This window comes from Massilia sp. Leaf139 (assembly GCF_001424165.1).
Taxonomy (GTDB): Bacteria; Pseudomonadota; Gammaproteobacteria; order Burkholderiales; family Burkholderiaceae_D; genus Telluria.
Genome location: NZ_LMOJ01000022.1, coordinates 47178 through 65009, shown reverse-complemented (window position 1 = coordinate 65009; position 17832 = coordinate 47178). Strand labels below are relative to the sequence as shown.

Sequence of the window (17832 nt, the reverse complement as noted above, 5' to 3'; positions counted from 1 at the left end):
GTCCATGCAAAATGAATGGCGCCCTGCCCTGCCATGCATAAAAAAAGCCCGCCTCTTTCGAGACGGGCTCATGCATTCGCGCAGCCTCTTATTCCATCTGCTTAGTGCATCTGCCTAGTGCATCTGCTTATTGCATCTGCTCGATCATGACCTCGCCGAATCCCGAGCACGACACCTGGGTCGCGCCTTCCATCAGGCGCGCGAAATCGTAGGTCACGCGTTTCGAGGCGATCGCGCGTTCCATCGAGGCGATGATCAGGTCGGCCGCTTCGATCCAGCCCATGTGGCGCAGCATCATTTCCGCCGACAGGATGAGCGAGCCCGGATTCACGTAATCCTTGCCGGCGTACTTGGGCGCGGTGCCGTGGGTCGCTTCGAACATGGCGACCGAGTCCGACATGTTGGCGCCCGGCGCGATGCCGATGCCGCCCACCTGAGCCGCCAGCGCATCGGAGACATAGTCGCCGTTCAGGTTCAGGGTCGCGATCACGCTGTACTCGGCCGGACGCAGCAGGATCTGCTGCAGGAAGGCGTCGGCGATCGAATCCTTGACGATGATGTCGCGCCCCGTCTTCGAACTCTTGAACTTGCACCATGGGCCGCCGTCGATCAGCTCGGCGCCGAACTCGGTCTGCGCCAGCGCGTAGGCCCAGTCGCGGAAGCCGCCTTCGGTGTACTTCATGATGTTGCCCTTGTGGACGATCGTCACCGAAGGCTTGTCGTTGTCGATCGCATACTGGAGCGCCTTGCGCACCAGGCGCTCGGTGCCTTCGCGCGAGACAGGCTTGATGCCGATGCCCGAGCTTTCCGGGAAGCGGATCTTCTTGACGCCCATTTCCCTGGTCAGGAATTCGATGACCTTCTTGACGCCTTCCGAATCGGCCGCCCACTCGATGCCGGCGTAGATGTCTTCCGAGTTCTCGCGGAAGATGACCATGTCGGTCTTTTCCGGCTGCTTCAGCGGCGAGGGCACGCCCTTGAAATAGCGCACCGGGCGCAGGCAGACGTAGAGGTCGAGTTCCTGGCGCAGCGCGACGTTGAGCGAACGGATGCCGCCGCCCACGGGCGTCGTCAGGGGGCCCTTGATCGAGACCACGTAATCCTTGACCACGTCCAGGGTTTCGGGCGGCAGCCAGACGTCGGGGCCGTAGATGCTGGTCGACTTTTCGCCGGCGAAGATTTCCATCCAGCTGATCTTGCGCTGCCCGCCGTAGGCCTTGGCCACCGCGGCGTCGACCACCTTCAGCATGACGGGCGTGATGTCGAGGCCGGTGCCATCGCCTTCGATATAGGGAATGATCGGGTTGTCCGGCACGTTCAGCGAGAAATCGGCATTGACCGTGATTTTCTGGCCTTCGGCGGGTACGTTAATATGTTGGTACATGTGTTCTCCCAGGTGGTCGCGGCGAGTAGAGGAAGACAGGACGGGCGGCTGCATTACAATGGCGGCCTCATTGGCGACGTCTGCCACTCCTCTATAAGACATAAGATGGCGACTTGCATTATGCACCACTATTTTGCCAGATGCCATGCTCGGGCGGCCAGCGTTTCACCTGCCTTTCCCGGTTTTGCTCCAAACATTATTCATGCCGCTTATTCTCTTCAATAAACCCTTCCAGGTCTTGTGCCAGTTTTCGTCGCAGGACGACCGGGAAACGCTCGCCGATTACCTCAGCATTCCCGGCATCTACCCCGCCGGCCGCCTCGACGCCGACAGCGAAGGCCTGATGCTGCTGACCGACGACGGCGCCCTGCAGCACAAGATCGCGCACCCTGACCACAAGGAAGCGAAGATCTACCTGGTGCAGGTCGATGGCGTCCCCGACGCGGCCGCCCTGGCGCGCCTGCAGGCGCCGCTCGACCTGGGCGACTTCGTGACAAAACCCTGCCGCGCAGTGCGCATCGCCGAACCCGCATGGCTGTGGCCGCGCAACCCGCCGATCCGCACGCGCCAGGACAAGCCGACGAGCTGGATCGCGATTACGCTGGAAGAAGGAAAGAACCGGCAGGTGCGGCGGATGACGGCGGCGGTCGGCTTGCCGACGCTGCGGCTGGTGCGCAGCAGTATCGGGCCGTTCAGTTTGCAGACGCATCCCTTGATGCCGGGCGAGTTCGCCGAGGTGCCCGTGTCGGCGGTGAAGCGGTAGGGGTGGGCGATGCCAATGGCATCGCCCACGGTTTCACCGGGCGCCCCGTGCCCACCAAAACGTGGCGTCGCGTTGGCGCATCCATTTGGTGGGCACAGGGCGCCCACCCTACCAATAAAAAAACCCGCCGGGCCAAAGCCAGGCGGGTTTTTCTTTGCGAGCTAAGCTAAGTTACGCGCCCAGCGAAGCCAGCGCCGCGTTGAAGGTCGCGCTCGGACGCATCACGGCCTTCACCTTGGCGTCGTCCGCCTTGTAGTAGCCGCCGATATCGACCGGCTTGCCCTGCACTTCCAGCAGTTCCTGCACGATCTTCTGCTCGTTCTCGGCCAGGCTCCTGGCCAGCGGTGCAAAGTAAGCCGCCAGTTCGGCGTCTTCCGTCTGCGCGGCCAGTTCCTGGGCCCAGTACAGCGACAGGTAGAACTGGCTGCCGCGGTTGTCGAGCTCGCCGGTCTTCGGCGAAGGCGACTTGCGGTTGTCCAGCAGCTTGCCGGTCGCGGCATCCAGCGTTTTCGCCAGAACCTTGGCCTTGGCGCTGCCGGTCTTGATGCCGAGGTCTTCCAGCGACACGGCCAGGGCCAGGAACTCGCCCAGCGAATCCCAGCGCAGGTGGTTTTCTTCGGTCAGCTGCTGCACGTGCTTCGGCGCCGAACCGCCGGCGCCGGTTTCGTACATGCCGCCGCCGGCCATCAGCGGGACGATCGACAGCATCTTGGCCGAGGTGCCCAGTTCCAGGATCGGGAACAGGTCGGTCAGGTAGTCGCGCAGGATGTTGCCGGTCACCGAGATGGTGTCCAGGCCGCGCTTGACGCGCTCCAGCGTGTAGCGCATCGCACGTACCTGCGACATGATCTGGATGTCCAGGCCGGTCGTGTCGTGATCCTTCAGGTAGGTGCGCACCTTCTTGATCAGCTCGTTCTCGTGCGGACGGTACGGGTCGAGCCAGAACACGGCCGGCATGCCCGAGTTGCGCGCGCGCGTCACGGCCAGCTTGACCCAATCGCGGATCGGCGCGTCCTTCACCTGGCACATGCGCCAGATGTCGCCCTGCTCGACGTTCTGGCTCATCAGCACTTCGCCGGTGGCGAGGTCGGTGATGTTGGCCACGCCCGCTTCCGGAATCTCGAAGGTCTTGTCGTGCGAGCCGTACTCCTCGGCCTGCTGGGCCATCAGGCCGACGTTCGGGACGGTGCCCATGGTCTTCGGATCGAAGGCGCCATGCCATTTGCAGAAGTTGATGATCTCCTGGTAGATGCGGGCGAAGGTCGATTCCGGGATGACGGCCTTGACTTCCTTCAGGCGGCCATTGGCGTCGTACATCTTGCCGCCGGCGCGGATCATGGCAGGCATCGACGCGTCGACGATGACGTCGTTTGGCGAATGGAAGTTGGTGATGCCCTTGGTCGAGTCGACCATGGCCAGCGCCGGACGGTGCTCCTGGCAGGCATGCAGGTCGCGCTCGATCTCTTCGCGCTGCGAGGCCGGCAGGTTGGCGATCTTGCTGTACAGGTCGGCCATGCCGTTGTTGACGTTGATGCCGAGGCTGTCGAACAGGGCGCCGTGCTTCTCGAAGGCTTCCTTGTAGAACATGCGCACGCAGTGGCCGAAGACGATCGGGTGCGAGACCTTCATCATCGTCGCCTTGACGTGCAGCGAGAACAGGACGCCGGTTTCCTTGGCGTCGTCGATCTGCTGCTGGTAGAACTCCAGCAGGGCCTTGCGGCTCATGAACATCGAATCGATGATCTCGCCATCCTGCAGCGCGACCTTCGGCTTCAGGACGACCGTCTGGCCGCTCTTGGTGACCAGTTCCATCTTGACGTCGCGGGCGCCTTGCACCGTCATCGACTTTTCGCCATGGTAGAAGTCGCCATGGGTCATGTGCGAGACGTGGGTGCGCGAGGCCGGCGACCATGCGGCCATCGAATGCGGGTTCTTGCGTGCGTACTCTTTCACGGCGCGCGGTGCGCGGCGATCCGAGTTACCTTCGCGCAGCACCGGGTTCACGGCGGAACCGATGCACTTGTTGTAGCGCGCCTTGATGGCTTTTTCTTCCTCGGTCTTGGCATCGGCCGGGTAGTCAGGAAGGTTATAGCCCTTCTCCTGCAGTTCCTTGATGGCGGCGGTCAGCTGGCCGACCGAGGCGCTGATGTTCGGCAGCTTGATGATGTTCGCGTCCGGCTCGAGCGTCTTCTTGCCCAGTTCGGCCAGGGCGTCCGGCACGCGCTGTTCCGGCGTCAGGTTTTCCGGGAAGGCGGCCAGGATACGGGCGGCGACCGAGATGTCGCTCGAGACGACGTCGATGCCGGCGGCCTTGGTGAAGGTGCTGACGACAGGCAGGAAGGCGTGGGTCGCCAGCAGCGGCGCCTCGTCGGTCAGGGTATAGATGATGGTCGGATTACTGCTCATGCGCTTTTTCCTCGGTTCTCGCGAACGGTCGCGATGGTTCAACTCAATAAGTAACGCTGGTCTTCGTTCGCGAAGAACGCGACGTCCTACGCGCCTCGCCGCTCATGCTACTCCTCCTTCGGGCGAAGGGGAATCGGACACGAAGGCGGCCCGGCCAGCTGCGATATGCGCTGCATGCCGCACCGCCGGGAGACCTCTTCCTCCGCCCAAGTCTTCTATAAGACATAAGACGAGCGTTTCACATTATGCACCAGTATTTTACTGTGCGCCACAGCTTTAGCAAGCCGAAGGCCGTCGCGACGAGGCCATACGGCTGCGCGGCGCGGGCGGATGGGCGAACGCGCTAGGATGGCGGCACGGCCGCAGCGCCGATTTTTCCCAAGGGAGTTGCCATGACCGTCCGCCAGACCGATGCCACCTTCATCTCCGAATCGCGCTCGCTCGGCTGGGCCGGCTACCTGCTGGGATTCGGCCTGGGCGGCTTTTTCGACGGCATCCTGCTGCACCAGATCCTGCAATGGCATCACCTGCTCTCGCTCGTCACACGGCCACCCTTCCAGGACATCCGGGTGCAGATCATGGTTGACGGCTTCTTCCACCTGCTGATGTACGTGCTCGCCTTTGCCGGGCTGTGGAAACTGTGGAAGGGCCGCCACCACGTCGGCGGGGGCGGCGACCGCCTGCTGCTGGCCAATGCGGCGCTCGGCTTCGGCGCCTGGCACATCCTCGACGGCATCCTGTCGCACTGGGTGCTCGGCATCCACCGCATCCGGCTCGATAGCGACAACCTGCTGTTCTGGGATCTGCTGTGGTTCGTGGTCTTTGGCGTCGCTTTCGTCGTGCTCGGCCTGCGGCTGCGGCGCGGGAATGGCACTGCCGGCGGGCGCGGCGGCGCGGCGGCGCTGGTGCTGGCGGTGCTGATCGGCGGCCCGGTTGCCGCCCTGCCGCCGCCGGACGTCAGCACAACCATGGTGTTCTTCAAGCCGGGGACCGCGCCAAGCCAGGTGTTCGCCGGCATCGACGCGGTCGACGGGCGCATCCTGTGGTCGTCGCCAAAGGGGGACGTGTGGGCGCTGGATGTGAATGATCGCGGCAAGACCGCCCTGCTCTACCGGCACGGGGCCTGGATGGTGAGCAACTCGGCGCTGGCGGTGGGGTGTCTCGCCTGGACGTCGGCGCGGGGGTGATGTCGGAATTTATCGAACACATTCTCGTACGTAGCGGACGCGCACCGTAGGGTGGGCATGCCCACGCGTTCGCTGGTTGAATAAACGCGACGACGAGCTCGGCTGGCTACCTGAACCATACAAATGACGGTACGGCGCATATCGGCACGTACGCGGGCATGCCCGCCCTACGGTGCACTATCGCCATCGATTCCGATATCGGATAACAAACGATCCGAAAGCGGAAAAACCCGCCGGGGCTTGCGCCGGGCGGGTTCTTCTTCCACTGTACTGCCAGCGCGGCCGGGGCCGCGCGCCAACCGGTTGTTAGGCCGACAGGGCTTTCAGGGCAGCAGCCAGGCGGCTCTTGTGGCGAGCGGCCTTGTTCTTGTGGATGATTTTCTTGTCAGCGATGCTGTCGATGGTCGACACGGACGACTGGAAGATGCTGGTTGCAGCAGCTTTGTCGCCAGCCTGGATGGCTTTGCGGACGGCCTTGATGGCGGTGCGCAGGGTCGAACGCTGAGCGCTGTTGTGTGCGTTTTGCTTAACTGCTTGACGAGCGCGTTTGCGCGCTTGTGCGGTATTTGCCATGGAATTTCCTAAATCGGGGTCAAGTTGCGTTTGCAAACATTAGCGAGTCAAACTGGCCCATTCCAGTGCCTGCCAAACATATGTGTCTGCTAACAGAATTCAGTACAGCCCACGATTATAGCGAAACAACCCTCTTCTGGCAATTCATTCTTCATTTTCGACACCGTCAAGCGCGGAAGCACGCAGTGCACTGCGTATTGCCCAGCTATAATCTCGCCCCATGAATCTGCTCAAGACCCTCGCTGCCATTTCCAGCATGACCATGGTGTCCCGCGTGACCGGCCTGCTGCGCGAAAGCCTGTTCGCCGCCACCTTCGGCGCCTCCAACTTCACCGACGCCTTCAACATCGCCTTCCGCCTGCCGAACCTCTTGCGGCGCCTGTTCGCCGAAGGCGCGTTCTCGCAAGCCTTCGTGCCCATCCTCACCGAATACAAGACCAAATACGGCCAGGAGGCGACCAAGACCCTGGTCGACCACGTCGCCACGGTGCTGATCTGGGCCACGGTTCTGGTCAGCATCGCCGGCATCCTGGCCGCGCCCGTCCTCATCTACTGGATCGGCGGCGGCCTGCAGCGCGAACCGGCCGCCTTCGACGCCGCCGTCGTCATGACGCGCATGATGTTCCCGTATATCGCCTGCATGGCCTTCGTTGCCCTGTCCAGCGGCATCCTGAATACCTGGCGCCAGTTCAAGATCCCGGCGATCACCCCGGTGCTGCTGAACATCTCCTTCATCTTCGCCGCCGTCGTCATGGCCGACTGGTTCGCGCAGCCGATCTATGCGATGGCCGTCGGCGTCTGCATCGGCGGCGTACTGCAGGTGGCGCTCCAGCTTCCTTCGCTGCTCAAGCTCGGCATGCTGCCGCGCTTGTCGGTCAATCCCTTCACCGGCCTGCGCGACGCCGGCGTGATGCGCATGCTCGGCAAGATGGGGCCGGCCGTGTTCGCCGTCGCCGCCGCCCAGATCAGTCTCCTGATCAACACCACCATCGCCGCCAGCCTGGCCGCCGGCGCCGTCACCGCGCTGCAGTACGCGGATCGCCTGATGGAACTGCCGACCGCCCTGCTCGGCGTGGCGCTGGGCACCATCCTTCTGCCGGGCCTGGCAAAAGCCAATACCGAGGGCGACACCACCGAATACTCGTCCCTGCTCGACTGGGGCCTGCGCCTGACCTTCCTGCTGTCGATCCCGTCGGCAGTGGGCCTGGCGACCCTGGCCACGCCGATGATCGCCACCCTGTTCCACTACGGCGCGTTCGATGCCGCCGACGTCGCCCACTCCTCGCTGCCGCTGATGGCTTACAGCGCGGGCCTGCTCGGCTTCATCCTGGTCAAGACCCTGGCGCCCGCCTTTTTCGCGCGCCAGGAAGTGCGCACGCCGGTGAACATCGCGGTCGGCGTGCTGGTCGCGACCCAGCTCTTGAACCTGGTCTTCGTGCCGCTGTTCGGCGTGGCCGGCCTGGCGCTGTCGATCGGCGTAGGCGCCTGTCTGAATGCCGCGCTGCTCTACAGCGGCCTGCGCCGCCGCCGCATCTACGTGCCGCAGCCCGGCTGGCTGGCCTTCTTCCTGAAGCTGATGGCGGCCGTGGCGGTGATGGGCGCAGTGGCCTGGTTCAGCCAGATCCAGTTCGACTGGATCGCCCTGCGCGCCCGGCCCTTCCTGCGCGGTGGCGCCCTGCTCGGCATCATCGTCCTGAGCGCTGCCAGCTATTTCGCCGTCCTGATCGCGCTGGGCTTCCGTCCGCGCGACTTCAAGCGCCGCGCAAAATAAGTCCCTTCAAAAGCCCGACCGGGTTGCTTCCGATGCGGGTTCGGGCGGCGGCGTTTCTTCTTTCGTTTCTTCTTCTTTCGTTTCTTCTTCTTTCGTTTCTTCTTCCTCGTCGGGCTTGGGCGGTTCCGGCGGCGGTTCCGGTTCGGGCAGCGCGGCCTGCTCCCCGACCGGAGCGGCGGTCGGGGCGGCCGGCGCGGCCGGCGGCGGGAACATCGTCGCTCCAGGCGGGGCGCCCTGCCCCGGCGCGGCGCCGTTCCCGGCCAGCGCCTGGCTATTGGCCACGAAGCGCCATTCCGACAGGTGGCGCTTGTGCTCGAAATTGACGAAGCGCGCGTCGAAGTTGGCGACCTTGAGCGGCTGCGCCTGCGACAGGCTGTGCACCCCGACGATCGGCCCGCCCTCGGCCGCCCGCACCAGCCCCCACTCGGCGCGTCCGGTGATGGGGTCAACGAAGATCCTGCGCAGGTGGCGCCGCGGATTGGGAAAGCGCGGATCGCGCAGGAGGGCCTCGAGCGAGGCCGGCTGCGTCGGCTGGCCTTGCGGCGTGGCCGCTGCATAGCTGGCGAGCGCCGCGCTGAACTCGGCGCCGATGGCCAGCAATTCGTTTTCCGCTTCCGCGCGCTGCAACAGCGCGCCGACTTTCAGCGTGGCCGCGCCGACGAGACCGATGATCGTGACGAACACGATCATGCCGACATAGGTAAAGCCGGCCTGGCGCCGGTGCGGGCACCGCCCCATGCTTACCAGTCGGCGTACGGCTTGCCGCTGCCGTCGTTGCCGGGCGCGCCGCTGCGCAGGTCGTAGACGCCGCCCAGGGTCGTGTCCTCGGGTGGCACCAGCGTCCAGGTCGCGCTGCTTTCGGTCAGCGGATCGAAGGGCGGCGCACGCAGGTATTTCTTCTCCACCAGCTGCTCGAGCGAATCGGGATAGCGTCCCGTGTCGCTGTAGTACTGCCCGATGATCTCGCGCGTGTTGCGCAGGTTCTCGGCCAGGATCGTCTCGCGCGACTTGTCGATGCTCGGGAAAAAGCGCGGTACCGCCAGCGTCAGCAGCAAGGCGATGATGCCGAGCACCACCAGCAGTTCGATCAGGGTAAAGCCGCGCGCTCGCGTGAAGTTGGCGTTCATGGTCACCACCGGTTGTACGGCACGCCGTTCAGGCCCGGCCGCGTCGAGGTCGAATACACGTCGTACACGTCGTCGCCTTCGCGCGGTTCGGCCGCTTCGCTGGCGTAGCTGCGCTTGCCCCAGGTCTCGGCGTCCTGCAGGCCGGGATCCGGATTGAAGGGATCGCGCGGCAGGCGGCGCAGGAAAAAAATCTTGGCGCGCTTCGGGCTGCGCAGATCCGGCACGCCCTCGACCAGCAGTTCCAGCTTCGGCGGATAGCCGCTGGCGCCGACGCGGCGCATGATGCGGCCGTCGTCGAAAGCCTTCTTGTAGGCGTCGATCCCGGCGCGTATCTCGCGCAGCGACCTGCGCAGCTCGCCCTCCTGCTTGCGCTGCGCCGTGACCTGCGCCACCGGCGCCACGAGCGTGCCGAGCAGCGCCAGGATCGCCAGCGTCACCAGCAGTTCGATCAGCGTGAAGCCGCGGGCGGAGCGACGCATGGCTACTGGCCCTGGGGCTGCGGCGCCGCCGGTGGCGTCACGATGGGCGTGACCACGACGCCGGACGGCGCCGGGGTGACCAGCACGCCGGCCGGCGCGGCCGCGGATGCCGGCACCGGCGTGCCCAGCGAGGGCGTGCTTGGCAGCGCCGACGCCGGCACGCTCTGGCCCGAACCCGGCGCCGGCGCCGGCGCGCTCGCAGGCGCGCTTGGGGGCGCATTTGCAGGCGCATTTGCAGGCAAACCTGCAGGCGCCGGCTGGCTGGCCGGGACGCGCACCGGCGTTCCCGTCACCACCACGGCCTGCGACTCCGGACGGCGCCGGAAGTTCGCCTCGGTACCGGCCGTGAACTCCGACGCGCTGGCCGGCGGACGCTGCACCTTGCGCACCAGGTGCGGCGTGATCGACAGCACGATCTCGGTCTTGTCGAACGTATCGTTGGTGCGTCCGAACAGGCGCCCGACGATCGGCAGGTGGCCCAGCCCCGGCACCTTGCTGCCGCTGCTGCGGTCTTCATTGTTGATCAGCCCCGCCAGCACCTGGTTCTCGCCATCCTTCAGCTGCAGCATGGTGTTGGCCGAGCGGGTGCCGATCCGGTAGGCCACCGAACCGGACGCGGTGCGCAGGGTATCGACCACGTTGCTGACCTCGAGCGCAATGCGGATCGCCACTTCATTGTTGAGGTAGATGGTCGGCTCGACGTTGAGCGTGAGGCCGACGTCGACATAGGTGACGGTGTCGGTCGACACACTGTTGGTGCCGCCCAGGGACACGGTGGCCGAGATGTTCGGCACCTTGTCGCCGATGACGACCTTCGCCTTTTCCTTGTTGCGCACGCGGATGCGCGGGTTGGCGAGGGTGTTCGAATCGCCGTCGGTACGGTTCGCGCTCAGGCTGGCCGACACGCCGCTCACGCCGATCCTGCTGCTGGCCAGGCCGCGCAGCGCATCGATCGTCAGCGGTGCGCCGCCGGCCGCCTGCAGCGGCGCGAAGCCCAGCGTCGTCGGCCAGGCAACGCCGAGTTCGGTAATGCTGCTGCGCTTGATCTCGAGGATCTCGACGTCGAGCATCACTTCCGGCTCGGCCACGTCCTGCAGGGCGACCAGCTTGGTGGCCAGGCGGATCGCTTCCGGACTGTCGCGCACGATCACGAGGTTCAGCTTTTCGTCGACCACGACGTCGCGCGACTTGACGATGGTTTTGAGGGTATTGCCGATGGTCTTGGCGTCGGCGTTCGCCAGGTAAAAGGTCTTGACCGTCTGCTCCTGGTATTCGCGCAGCTTGGCCGCGGTGTTCGGATAGATCATCACGGTGTTGCCGTCCATGACCTGCTGCTCGAGCTGATTGCTCATCAAGAGGAAGTAGATGGCGGCTTCGACGTTGCTGTTCTTCAGGAAGATCGAGGTGCGGGCGTCGGTCTTGACGTCCTTGTCGAACACGAAGTTCAGGCCCGAGCGCAGCGCGATCACCTCGAAGGCCTGCTTCAGGGCGACGTCGCGGAATTCGATGCTGATCGGCGTGCGGTAGGCGGCTGCCAGGCCCTTCTCTCCCGGGCGCGCCGCCGCCTCGTTGATCTTCGCCAGCAGCAGGCGCGCCGGCTCGTGATCCGGGCGCTCGGTCAGGATCGCCGTGGCGTGCTGGCGCGCCGTCTCGTGATCCTTTTGCTCGTATGCCTCGTTCGCCGCGTTCATCAGCCTGACGTGGCGGGCATCGGCCTCGACCTGGCGCAGGCCGGCGCGGGCCCGTTCGTTGGCCGGATCGAAGGCGAGCACGCGCGCGTAATCCTGGGCCGCGGCGCCGGCGTCGCCGGCCGCCAGCCGGCGTTCGGCGCTGTCGATGAGGCGCGTGGCGGCGCGGTCGCGCGCGCCCAGCAGGGCGCTGCGGAAAGCGGCATTGCCCGGATCGGCGGCCACGGCTTCGCGGTACTTCGCCAGGCCGGCGTCGATCTGGTCGCGCGCGATCAGCTCGTGGCCCTCGCGGAAGGCGTTCTGGCCGGCGCAACCGGCCAGGAACAAGGCGAGCAGCGATGCGGCGAGTGCGCGCGGCGCGCGCCGCAACATGCCATGCGGATGACTAGCCATCAGTCGAATGCTCCAATATTTAGCTGCTGAATCTGGTTCAGGGGCAGATAGGTCAGGGTCAGGATCGGCGGCGCGATGGCCTCGACCCGGTAGGTGCCGTCGATGACGGTCTTCGGTTTTACGACATAGGTCTTGCCGGCGCGCGCCAGGTAGACTTCCCAGGCGCCGTTCTCGAGCGCCTTGCCGAGCAGGGTAAACGGCAGCGGCGGCGCGCTCGGCGGCGGCGGTGGCGGCGGCGCGGCCGGAGCCGGCGGCGGCGCCGGCGGCGGCGTCCAGTCGCGGCTGCCGAAGACGTCGGCGCCCTCCTTCGCATCGCCCGGCGCGAGCAGCGCATGGCGCGGCAGCAGGCGCAAGATATGCGGTGCGGCCTGCGGTGCGGCGCTTGCCGACGACTCGCTGCGCCCCTGCGCCGGCGCGGGCAGCACGGCCGGCGTCCGCGCGCGCTCGGCCAGCTTGCCGTCCGCCGCCGGCGCGGTGCGCACCACCGCTTCGGCCACCTCGCCCTCGGGGCTGTTGTCGCCAAAGGCGAGCAGCGCCGCCGCTCCGACCAGGGCAGCGCCCATCAGCAGGTGACGCGGCTTCATGGCGCCGCTCCAGGGGTGTCTTGCAAAGGCGTGTCTTGCAGAGGCGTGTCCTGCAGATACAGGGTCAGGCGCAGGCGCGCTTCCACCTGCGCCTCGCCGATCGCATCGCGCCTGAAACTGATGTCGTCGAGCGAGGCGAACGGAATCGCACGCAAGGCCGCCAGCGCGAATTGCCAGATCGCGCCGTAGCTGCCCTTGACCGGCAGGGTCACCTGGTAGGTGTGCAGGCGCGCGTTGCGCTCGAAGGCCGCCTTGTACTCGCCCTGGCGCAGCACCAGGCTTGACTCTTCCGCCAGCGCGAACAGGGTCTTGACCTGCTGCCCGGCGTGACGCCGTTCGCCGAGTGTGCCGTGGAACAGGGACAGGTGATAATCGTCCGTGGCCGGCGCCGCCTGTTCCACGGGCGCCGCCGGCAGGGCCGCCACGCGGCGCGCCAGCACGCGCTGCTGCTCGAGCAGTTCGCGCGCCGGAAGCAGCCAGGCGATGGCCGCCGCCGCGCAGACGGCGAGCAGCAACGCGCCGAGGGCCACCGGGCTGGCCGTGGCCAGCGCGATCCGCAGGCGCAGCCAGGCGGTTCTGGCGCCGTGCGTGTTCATCGTGGCCTTCATCGTTGCGGCCTCCATTGGGCATCGAACTGGAAGCGGATCGGCCGGTTCGGATCCTGTTCGTTGATTTCGTGGCGGGTCAGGGCCACGCCTTCGAACCACGCCAGACTCCCCATGCGCTCCACATAGGCGAGCATGTCGTCGCTGTTGCGCGCTTCGGCCGTGATGCGCAGCACGCGCCGCCTGGCGTCCGGCTCGAGGGCCAGCAGCGCCACCGTGGGCGGGGTCGCGGCCGCGACCGCATCGTGCAGGTCGCGCCAGGGCAGGTTCAATTGCATGATGGCCGCGTTCACGGCGCCGGCCTGGGCCGGGGTGAGGAGCGGCGCGCGGGCGGCGGCCTGCGAAGCCATTGGTGCTGCGGGCGCCCCGGCGGCTGTAGCGCGCGCCGCCAGTTCCGCCTCGAACGCGCGTTCCTCGGCCAGGTACCGGCTGGCGAGCAGCGCGGCCGGCACGCACAGGGCCATCCCGGTTGCGAGCAGCGCCCAGGCCAGGCGCGGCGTATGGAACAGCGTGCGGCGCAGGCTCGGCTCGGCAAAGTCGATGCGGATACGTTTCATTCCCCAGCTCATGCAGCGCTCCCGGTGGCGGCCAGCCGCGCCGCGCCCGACAGCCGGGAATCGTCGCCGGCGCCCAGCAGCATGCAGGCTGGCCCGGTGCCGCCGGCCTGGCACGCCCAGGCGCGTGCGGGGTGGCCCTCGCCCGCGCCGCAGACCTGCACCAGGGCCGGCTCCCCTGCCCCGACCAGCAAGGCTTCGCGCGCGATGTGCGCCTCGAACCAGTCGCGGCCGGCGCCCGCCGGCACCAGCGCGGTGCGCACCGCCGCGGGGGCGCCGGCGTCGAACACGGCCAGCGTCAAGACCGCGCCCTCCACCTGCGCGAACCAGGCGCCGGGGCGGCGCAGCTTGCGCCAGCCGTTCAGGGCGGCGACGAAGCGGGGGGCGATGTCCACCAGGTGCAGGCGCTGCTCGAGGGCGACTTCCTGCAGGCTCGCCAGCAGCGGCGCCGGTACGGCCGCGGCCAGGAAGGGACGGTCGGCATCCCAGTCGGCGCTGATCTTCCAGCCGGCCGCCGGCGCGCCGAACAAGCCCTGGAAGCGCAAGGCTGCCGCTGCCTCGAGGTCGGCCATGCGGCTGGCGCCCCGCGGCGGCGCGACATGCCAGATGCGCGCCAGTTCGTCGGCCAGCACGACCGTCACCGCACGGCCCGCGGCCGGCACCTCGGCCAGCAGGCGGCGCAGGCCGTTGCCGACCGCAGCGCCGCCGTCGGCCGCGTCCATGCGCGCCTCGGCCAGCAGGCGGCTGCGCGGACGCAGGCCGCGCGTGCGTTCCAGCAGGGCCAGGCCGTCGGGCGCCACGCCGATGCGATAGGAATGAGTTAAGCGTTCAAGCATGCAGGGTCACCCGCCTGATTTCGTCGAGGGTGGTGGCGCCGCGCCGCACCAGGTCGAGCGCCGCCAGGCGCAGGCTGCGGGTGCCGTTCGCGTGGGCCGCGGCCTTGATCTGGCGGATCGGGCGCTTGTCGACGATCAGCTCGCGGATCTCGTCGTTCAGGGTCAGGATCTCGGCGATCGAACGGCGGCCCTTGTAGCCGGTGCCGCGGCAGTCGCCGCAGCCCTTGCCGCGCTTGAACACGTAGTCGCCGACGTCCGCGCGCGCCAGGTGCACGCCGTCCAGTTCCGCGTCGGTCGGCGTGTACTCGCTGGCACAGTGCGGACAATTGGTGCGGATCAGGCGCTGGGCCCAGATCCCGTTCAGCGCGGAGACGAAGGCGTACGGATCGATCCCCATGTGAGTGAAGCGGCCGAACACATCGAACACGTTGTTGGCGTGGACGGTCGTGAGCACCAGGTGCCCGGTCAAGGCCGACTGCACCGCGATCTCGGCGGTCTCGCGGTCGCGGATCTCGCCGACCATGATCTTGTCGGGGTCGTGGCGCAGGATCGAACGCAGGCCCTTGGCAAAGGTCAGGCCCTTCTTTTCGTTGACCGGAATCTGCAGGATGCCGGGCAGCTGGTATTCGACCGGGTCTTCGATGGTGATGATCTTTTCGCGTCCGTTGTGGATCTCGGTGAGCGCGGCGTACAGCGTCGTCGTCTTGCCCGAGCCGGTCGGGCCGGTCACCAGCAGCATGCCGTAGGCTTCCTGCGCCAGGGTGCGCAGGGTCGCCAGCGAAGGCGCGTCGAAACCGAGGGCTTCGAGCGTGAGGGCGCCGTAGGCTTCGATCATGGCGCGCTTGTCGAGGATACGGATCACCGCGTCTTCGCCATGGATGCTTGGCATGATCGACACCCGCAGGTCGATCTCGCGCCCGCCCGCCTCGACCCGGAAGCTGCCGTCCTGGGGCACGCGGCGTTCGGCGATGTCGAGTTCGGCCAGCACTTTCAGGCGCGAGATGATCTGCTCGGCCGTCTCGATGCCGCCCACCGAGGTGGCGTGATCGAGCACGCCGTCGATGCGGTATTTCACCGCCAGGCCGCCGGCCGTGCTCTCGAGGTGGATGTCCGAGGCCCCGGCTTTCAGGGCGTCGTACAGGGTCGAGTTGACCAGCTTGACGGCAGGACTGGCCCCTTCCGACACCGAAGCGAAAGACAGCACGGCGGCCGTCTTGCCGTCGCGCCGGCCCTCGCTCGCGCCCGGCGCCAGGGTGTCGACCGCGCGCGCCGATTCCTCCTGCTTCGACAGGTAGGCCTGGATGTCGGACTGCAGCGCCAGGCGCAGGTGCAGGGGCGCGCTGGCGCTGGTACGGGCCTGGGTGGCAAGCCAGGTCTGCAGGTCGAGGTCGAAAGGATCGGGCACCACGCCGGTCAGCCTGCCGTCGGCGCCGCGCAGCAGCACGCAGTGGCGCGCCAGGGCGGAGGCCAGCGGCAGCAGGTCGAAGGCCGGCGCCTGGCTCAGCATCTCGGCCGTTTCCATCACGGACAGGCCGAAGGGCTGGGCCAGCGCCTGCACGATCTGGCGCGGCTCCAGGCCGCTGGCCGCTTCCAGCTCGGCCACCAAAGGGCGGTGCGAGGCGCGGCTGGCGGCGCGGGCGCGCGCCAGCAAGGCCGAATCGAACAGGGGCGCGTTCAGGACATGTCTCCGGCGAGGTCGAAAATCGGCATGTACAGCAAGACCACGATGGCGCCCACGACCAGGCCGATCGCCGCCATCAGCAGCGGCTCGAAGGTGCGGGTGAAGCGGTCGATCCAGCGGCTGATCTCGCCGTCGTAGAACGCGGCGGACTGGGTCAGCATCGGCCCCATGTCGCCGGTGCGCTCGCCGACCCGCAGCATGCGCAGCGAAATCGGGGTGGTCAGGCCATGCGCCTCGAATGCGGTCGACAGCGGCTGGCCCGCTTCGATCGCCGCGCGCGCCGCCGCCAGGCGCGCGCGCACGGCGGGCGAGACCATGCCCTGCACGGTCTCGATCGCCTGCACGATGACGATCCCGCCTTCGGTCAGCATGCCGAGCGTCAGGTACAGGCGCGAGAGTTCGTAGATGCGCACGCGCTCGCCGATGCCCGGCAGGCGCTGCACCAGGCGCGCCAGCGCGCCGCTACGCGCCAGCTGGCGCAGCCCGAGCACGGCGGCGGCCAGCACGGCGCCGGCGCTCGTCGCCAGCAGCGCGCCATGGTTGGCGGCGAACTGGCCCCAGCCGAGCAGCATTTGCGACATCCACGGCAGGTCGCGTCCAGCGCCCTGGTAGACCTCGGCGAAGCGCGGCACCACGTAACCGACCAGGAAGGCGCTCACGCCGCCGCCGACCATCAGCAGGATGGCCGGATAAATGGCGGCGCTCACCAGCTTGGCGCGCACCAGGTCGATGCGCTGCTGGTAATCGATGAAGCGCGCGAGGGAACGCGGCAGGTCGCTGGTTCCTTCGGCGGCGCGCACGATGCCGACGTACAGCGGCGGGAACAGGTCGGGCTGTTCGGCCAGCACTTTCGAGAAGCGCTTGCCTTCGCGCAGGCCGCCAAGCAGGCGCTCGAGCACGCCGCGCGTACCCGGATTGGTTTCCTTTTCGAGCAGGGCTTCCAGTCCCTCGACGATCCCGAGGCCGGCCGACAGCAGCGCCAGCAATTCCTGGCTGAACAGCACCAGCGGCAGGTGGCGCGTGCTCTTGCGGCGCTGGAGACCGCGGCCGACCGGTTCGACCGCGCTGATGTAGAGGCCGCGCGACTCGCACTGGCGGCGCGCGTCGGCCTCGTCGGGCGCGTCGACGACCTGGCTGGCGATCGACATGTCAGGCGCGAGCGTACGGACGACAAACTGCATGGAAGCTGCTTCCGGTGAGCGTAGGGGAATTACTGCGAGCTGACGTCGGCGTCTTCGCCGCTGCCGCCCGGCTGGCCGTCGCGCCCGAGCGAGATGATCTCGTAGTCGCCCTTGCTGCCCGGCGAACGGTACTGGTAAGCATGGCCCCACGGATCGGGCGGGATGCCCTTCTTCAGGTAGGGGCCGTTCCACTTCGGCGCCACCGCCGGCGGCGCGCTCATCAGGGCCGCCAGGCCTTCCTCGGCGGTCGGGTAGCGGCCGACGTCGAGCCGGTAGGTGTCGAGCGACTTTTCGAAGGCTTCGATCTGGGCCTTGGCAATGGTGACCTGGGACTTGCCGAGCTGGCCGAAGTATTTGGGGCCGACATAGGCAGCCAGCAAACCGATGATGACGATCACGACCAACAACTCGAGCAGCGTGAAACCGGCACTGCGCGCACGCGCAACCGATGGCGAGCTTGCTGTGTGTAACGTTACTGCGTGCATCCGTCCGACTCCTCGAAAACTTCTGTTTGACTGGCCGGCCGGCGCCCGCGGCGCGGCTCCAATCTGACACAGCAATGACGCGCAAGGCTACCATGCCGTCAAGCGTTCGGACAACATTTCTTTCAACTTTGGAAG

17 protein-coding genes are annotated in these 17832 nt (G+C 67.1%); 3 read left to right on the top strand and 14 right to left on the bottom strand.

Going from position 1 to position 17832, the window contains the following annotated elements; translation table 11 throughout:
- Positions 1-127: 127 nt before the first annotated feature.
- Complete coding sequence (gene icd / locus ASF77_RS11715; RefSeq protein WP_056339250.1) at positions 128-1384, bottom strand: NADP-dependent isocitrate dehydrogenase; 1257 nt, start codon at positions 1382-1384, stop codon at positions 128-130.
- 202 nt (positions 1385-1586) lie between these two features.
- Here icd and ASF77_RS11710 point away from each other — a divergent pair, with 202 nt between their 5' ends.
- Complete coding sequence (locus ASF77_RS11710) at positions 1587-2147, top strand: pseudouridine synthase (protein ID WP_056339248.1); 561 nt, start codon at positions 1587-1589, stop codon at positions 2145-2147.
- Positions 2148-2318: 171 nt separating this feature from the next.
- Here the strand turns inward: ASF77_RS11710 and ASF77_RS11705 are convergent, their stop codons facing one another.
- The gene (locus tag ASF77_RS11705; RefSeq protein WP_056339246.1) at positions 2319-4553 is read right to left on the bottom strand and encodes an NADP-dependent isocitrate dehydrogenase; all 2235 of its coding nucleotides are present in this window, start codon (positions 4551-4553) and stop codon (positions 2319-2321) included.
- A 392-nt stretch (positions 4554-4945) separates the two neighbouring features.
- Here ASF77_RS11705 and ASF77_RS11700 point away from each other — a divergent pair, with 392 nt between their 5' ends.
- Positions 4946-5740 carry a DUF2243 domain-containing protein gene (locus ASF77_RS11700; RefSeq protein WP_056339245.1) on the top strand — a complete coding sequence of 265 codons (795 nt, stop codon included), beginning with the start codon at positions 4946-4948 and terminating at the stop codon, positions 5738-5740.
- Between the two features lie 306 nt (positions 5741-6046).
- Here ASF77_RS11700 and rpsT read toward each other — a convergent pair whose 3' ends face one another.
- Entirely contained in the window at positions 6047-6313 is a 267-nt protein-coding gene (rpsT, locus tag ASF77_RS11695) for a 30S ribosomal protein S20 (RefSeq protein ID WP_056339242.1), read from the bottom strand.
- Between the two features lie 220 nt (positions 6314-6533).
- On the opposite strand from rpsT, the gene murJ reads away from it, so the two are divergent.
- On the top strand, positions 6534-8084 hold the full coding sequence (gene murJ, locus ASF77_RS11690) for a murein biosynthesis integral membrane protein MurJ (protein ID WP_056339240.1): 1551 nt from the start codon (positions 6534-6536) through the stop codon (positions 8082-8084).
- 6 nt (positions 8085-8090) lie between these two features.
- On the opposite strand, the gene ASF77_RS11685 is transcribed toward murJ, so the two are convergent.
- From ASF77_RS11685 to gspG, 11 genes are read right to left on the bottom strand one after another with little or no spacing between them, the layout of a single operon-like run.
- Positions 8091-8822, bottom strand: coding sequence for a type II secretion system protein (locus tag ASF77_RS11685; RefSeq protein ID WP_056339239.1), 732 nt, complete (start codon positions 8820-8822; stop codon positions 8091-8093).
- 2 nt (positions 8823-8824) lie between these two features.
- The gene (locus ASF77_RS11680) at positions 8825-9211 is read right to left on the bottom strand and encodes a type II secretion system protein (protein WP_056339237.1); all 387 of its coding nucleotides are present in this window, start codon (positions 9209-9211) and stop codon (positions 8825-8827) included.
- Between the two features lie 2 nt (positions 9212-9213).
- Positions 9214-9690: a type II secretion system protein gene (locus tag ASF77_RS11675; RefSeq protein WP_056339234.1), complete on the bottom strand. Its 477-nt coding sequence runs from the start codon at positions 9688-9690 to the stop codon at positions 9214-9216.
- Positions 9691-9692: 2 nt separating this feature from the next.
- A complete protein-coding gene (locus ASF77_RS11670) occupies positions 9693-11771 on the bottom strand; it encodes a secretin N-terminal domain-containing protein (RefSeq protein ID WP_156648865.1) in 2079 nt (692 codons plus the stop codon).
- The gene (locus ASF77_RS11665) at positions 11771-12355 is read right to left on the bottom strand and encodes a hypothetical protein (RefSeq protein WP_056339230.1); all 585 of its coding nucleotides are present in this window, start codon (positions 12353-12355) and stop codon (positions 11771-11773) included. The genes ASF77_RS11670 and ASF77_RS11665 overlap by 1 nt, the downstream gene beginning before the upstream one ends.
- Positions 12352-12963: a hypothetical protein gene (locus tag ASF77_RS11660; protein ID WP_229445403.1), complete on the bottom strand. Its 612-nt coding sequence runs from the start codon at positions 12961-12963 to the stop codon at positions 12352-12354. Before ASF77_RS11660 ends, ASF77_RS11665 begins: the two co-directional genes overlap by 4 nt.
- Entirely contained in the window at positions 12960-13517 is a 558-nt protein-coding gene (locus ASF77_RS11655) for a hypothetical protein (RefSeq protein ID WP_056339229.1), read from the bottom strand. The genes ASF77_RS11660 and ASF77_RS11655 overlap by 4 nt, the downstream gene beginning before the upstream one ends.
- Positions 13518-13525: 8 nt before the next feature.
- The gene (locus ASF77_RS11650) at positions 13526-14350 is read right to left on the bottom strand and encodes a hypothetical protein (protein ID WP_056339227.1); all 825 of its coding nucleotides are present in this window, start codon (positions 14348-14350) and stop codon (positions 13526-13528) included.
- The gene (locus ASF77_RS11645) at positions 14343-16028 is read right to left on the bottom strand and encodes a GspE/PulE family protein (protein WP_056339224.1); all 1686 of its coding nucleotides are present in this window, start codon (positions 16026-16028) and stop codon (positions 14343-14345) included. The genes ASF77_RS11650 and ASF77_RS11645 overlap by 8 nt, the downstream gene beginning before the upstream one ends.
- Complete coding sequence (locus tag ASF77_RS11640) at positions 16025-17212, bottom strand: type II secretion system F family protein (RefSeq protein WP_056339222.1); 1188 nt, start codon at positions 17210-17212, stop codon at positions 16025-16027. Before ASF77_RS11640 ends, ASF77_RS11645 begins: the two co-directional genes overlap by 4 nt.
- A gap of 29 nt (positions 17213-17241) precedes the next feature.
- Entirely contained in the window at positions 17242-17697 is a 456-nt protein-coding gene (gspG, locus tag ASF77_RS11635) for a type II secretion system major pseudopilin GspG (RefSeq protein ID WP_056339220.1), read from the bottom strand.
- Positions 17698-17832: the final 135 nt, after the last annotated feature.

Coding starts and splice junctions, on each gene's coding strand:
- ASF77_RS11705 (WP_056339246.1), bottom strand. CDS start 4,553: ATGAGCAGTAATCCGACCATCATCTATACCCTGACCGACGAGGCGCCG.
- ASF77_RS11665 (WP_056339230.1), bottom strand. CDS start 12,355: ATGAAGCCGCGTCACCTGCTGATGGGCGCTGCCCTGGTCGGAGCGGCG.
- ASF77_RS11710 (WP_056339248.1), top strand. CDS start 1,587: ATGCCGCTTATTCTCTTCAATAAACCCTTCCAGGTCTTGTGCCAGTTT.
- ASF77_RS11685 (WP_056339239.1), bottom strand. CDS start 8,822: ATGGGGCGGTGCCCGCACCGGCGCCAGGCCGGCTTTACCTATGTCGGC.
- ASF77_RS11640 (WP_056339222.1), bottom strand. CDS start 17,212: ATGCAGTTTGTCGTCCGTACGCTCGCGCCTGACATGTCGATCGCCAGC.
- ASF77_RS11650 (WP_056339227.1), bottom strand. CDS start 14,350: ATGCTTGAACGCTTAACTCATTCCTATCGCATCGGCGTGGCGCCCGAC.
- rpsT (WP_056339242.1), bottom strand. CDS start 6,313: ATGGCAAATACCGCACAAGCGCGCAAACGCGCTCGTCAAGCAGTTAAG.
- ASF77_RS11660 (WP_229445403.1), bottom strand. CDS start 12,963: ATGAAGGCCACGATGAACACGCACGGCGCCAGAACCGCCTGGCTGCGC.
- gspG (WP_056339220.1), bottom strand. CDS start 17,697: ATGCACGCAGTAACGTTACACACAGCAAGCTCGCCATCGGTTGCGCGT.
- ASF77_RS11655 (WP_056339229.1), bottom strand. CDS start 13,517: ATGAAACGTATCCGCATCGACTTTGCCGAGCCGAGCCTGCGCCGCACG.
- ASF77_RS11680 (WP_056339237.1), bottom strand. CDS start 9,211: ATGAACGCCAACTTCACGCGAGCGCGCGGCTTTACCCTGATCGAACTG.
- ASF77_RS11700 (WP_056339245.1), top strand. CDS start 4,946: ATGACCGTCCGCCAGACCGATGCCACCTTCATCTCCGAATCGCGCTCG.
- ASF77_RS11670 (WP_156648865.1), bottom strand. CDS start 11,771: ATGGCTAGTCATCCGCATGGCATGTTGCGGCGCGCGCCGCGCGCACTC.
- ASF77_RS11675 (WP_056339234.1), bottom strand. CDS start 9,690: ATGCGTCGCTCCGCCCGCGGCTTCACGCTGATCGAACTGCTGGTGACG.
- icd (WP_056339250.1), bottom strand. CDS start 1,384: ATGTACCAACATATTAACGTACCCGCCGAAGGCCAGAAAATCACGGTC.
- murJ (WP_056339240.1), top strand. CDS start 6,534: ATGAATCTGCTCAAGACCCTCGCTGCCATTTCCAGCATGACCATGGTG.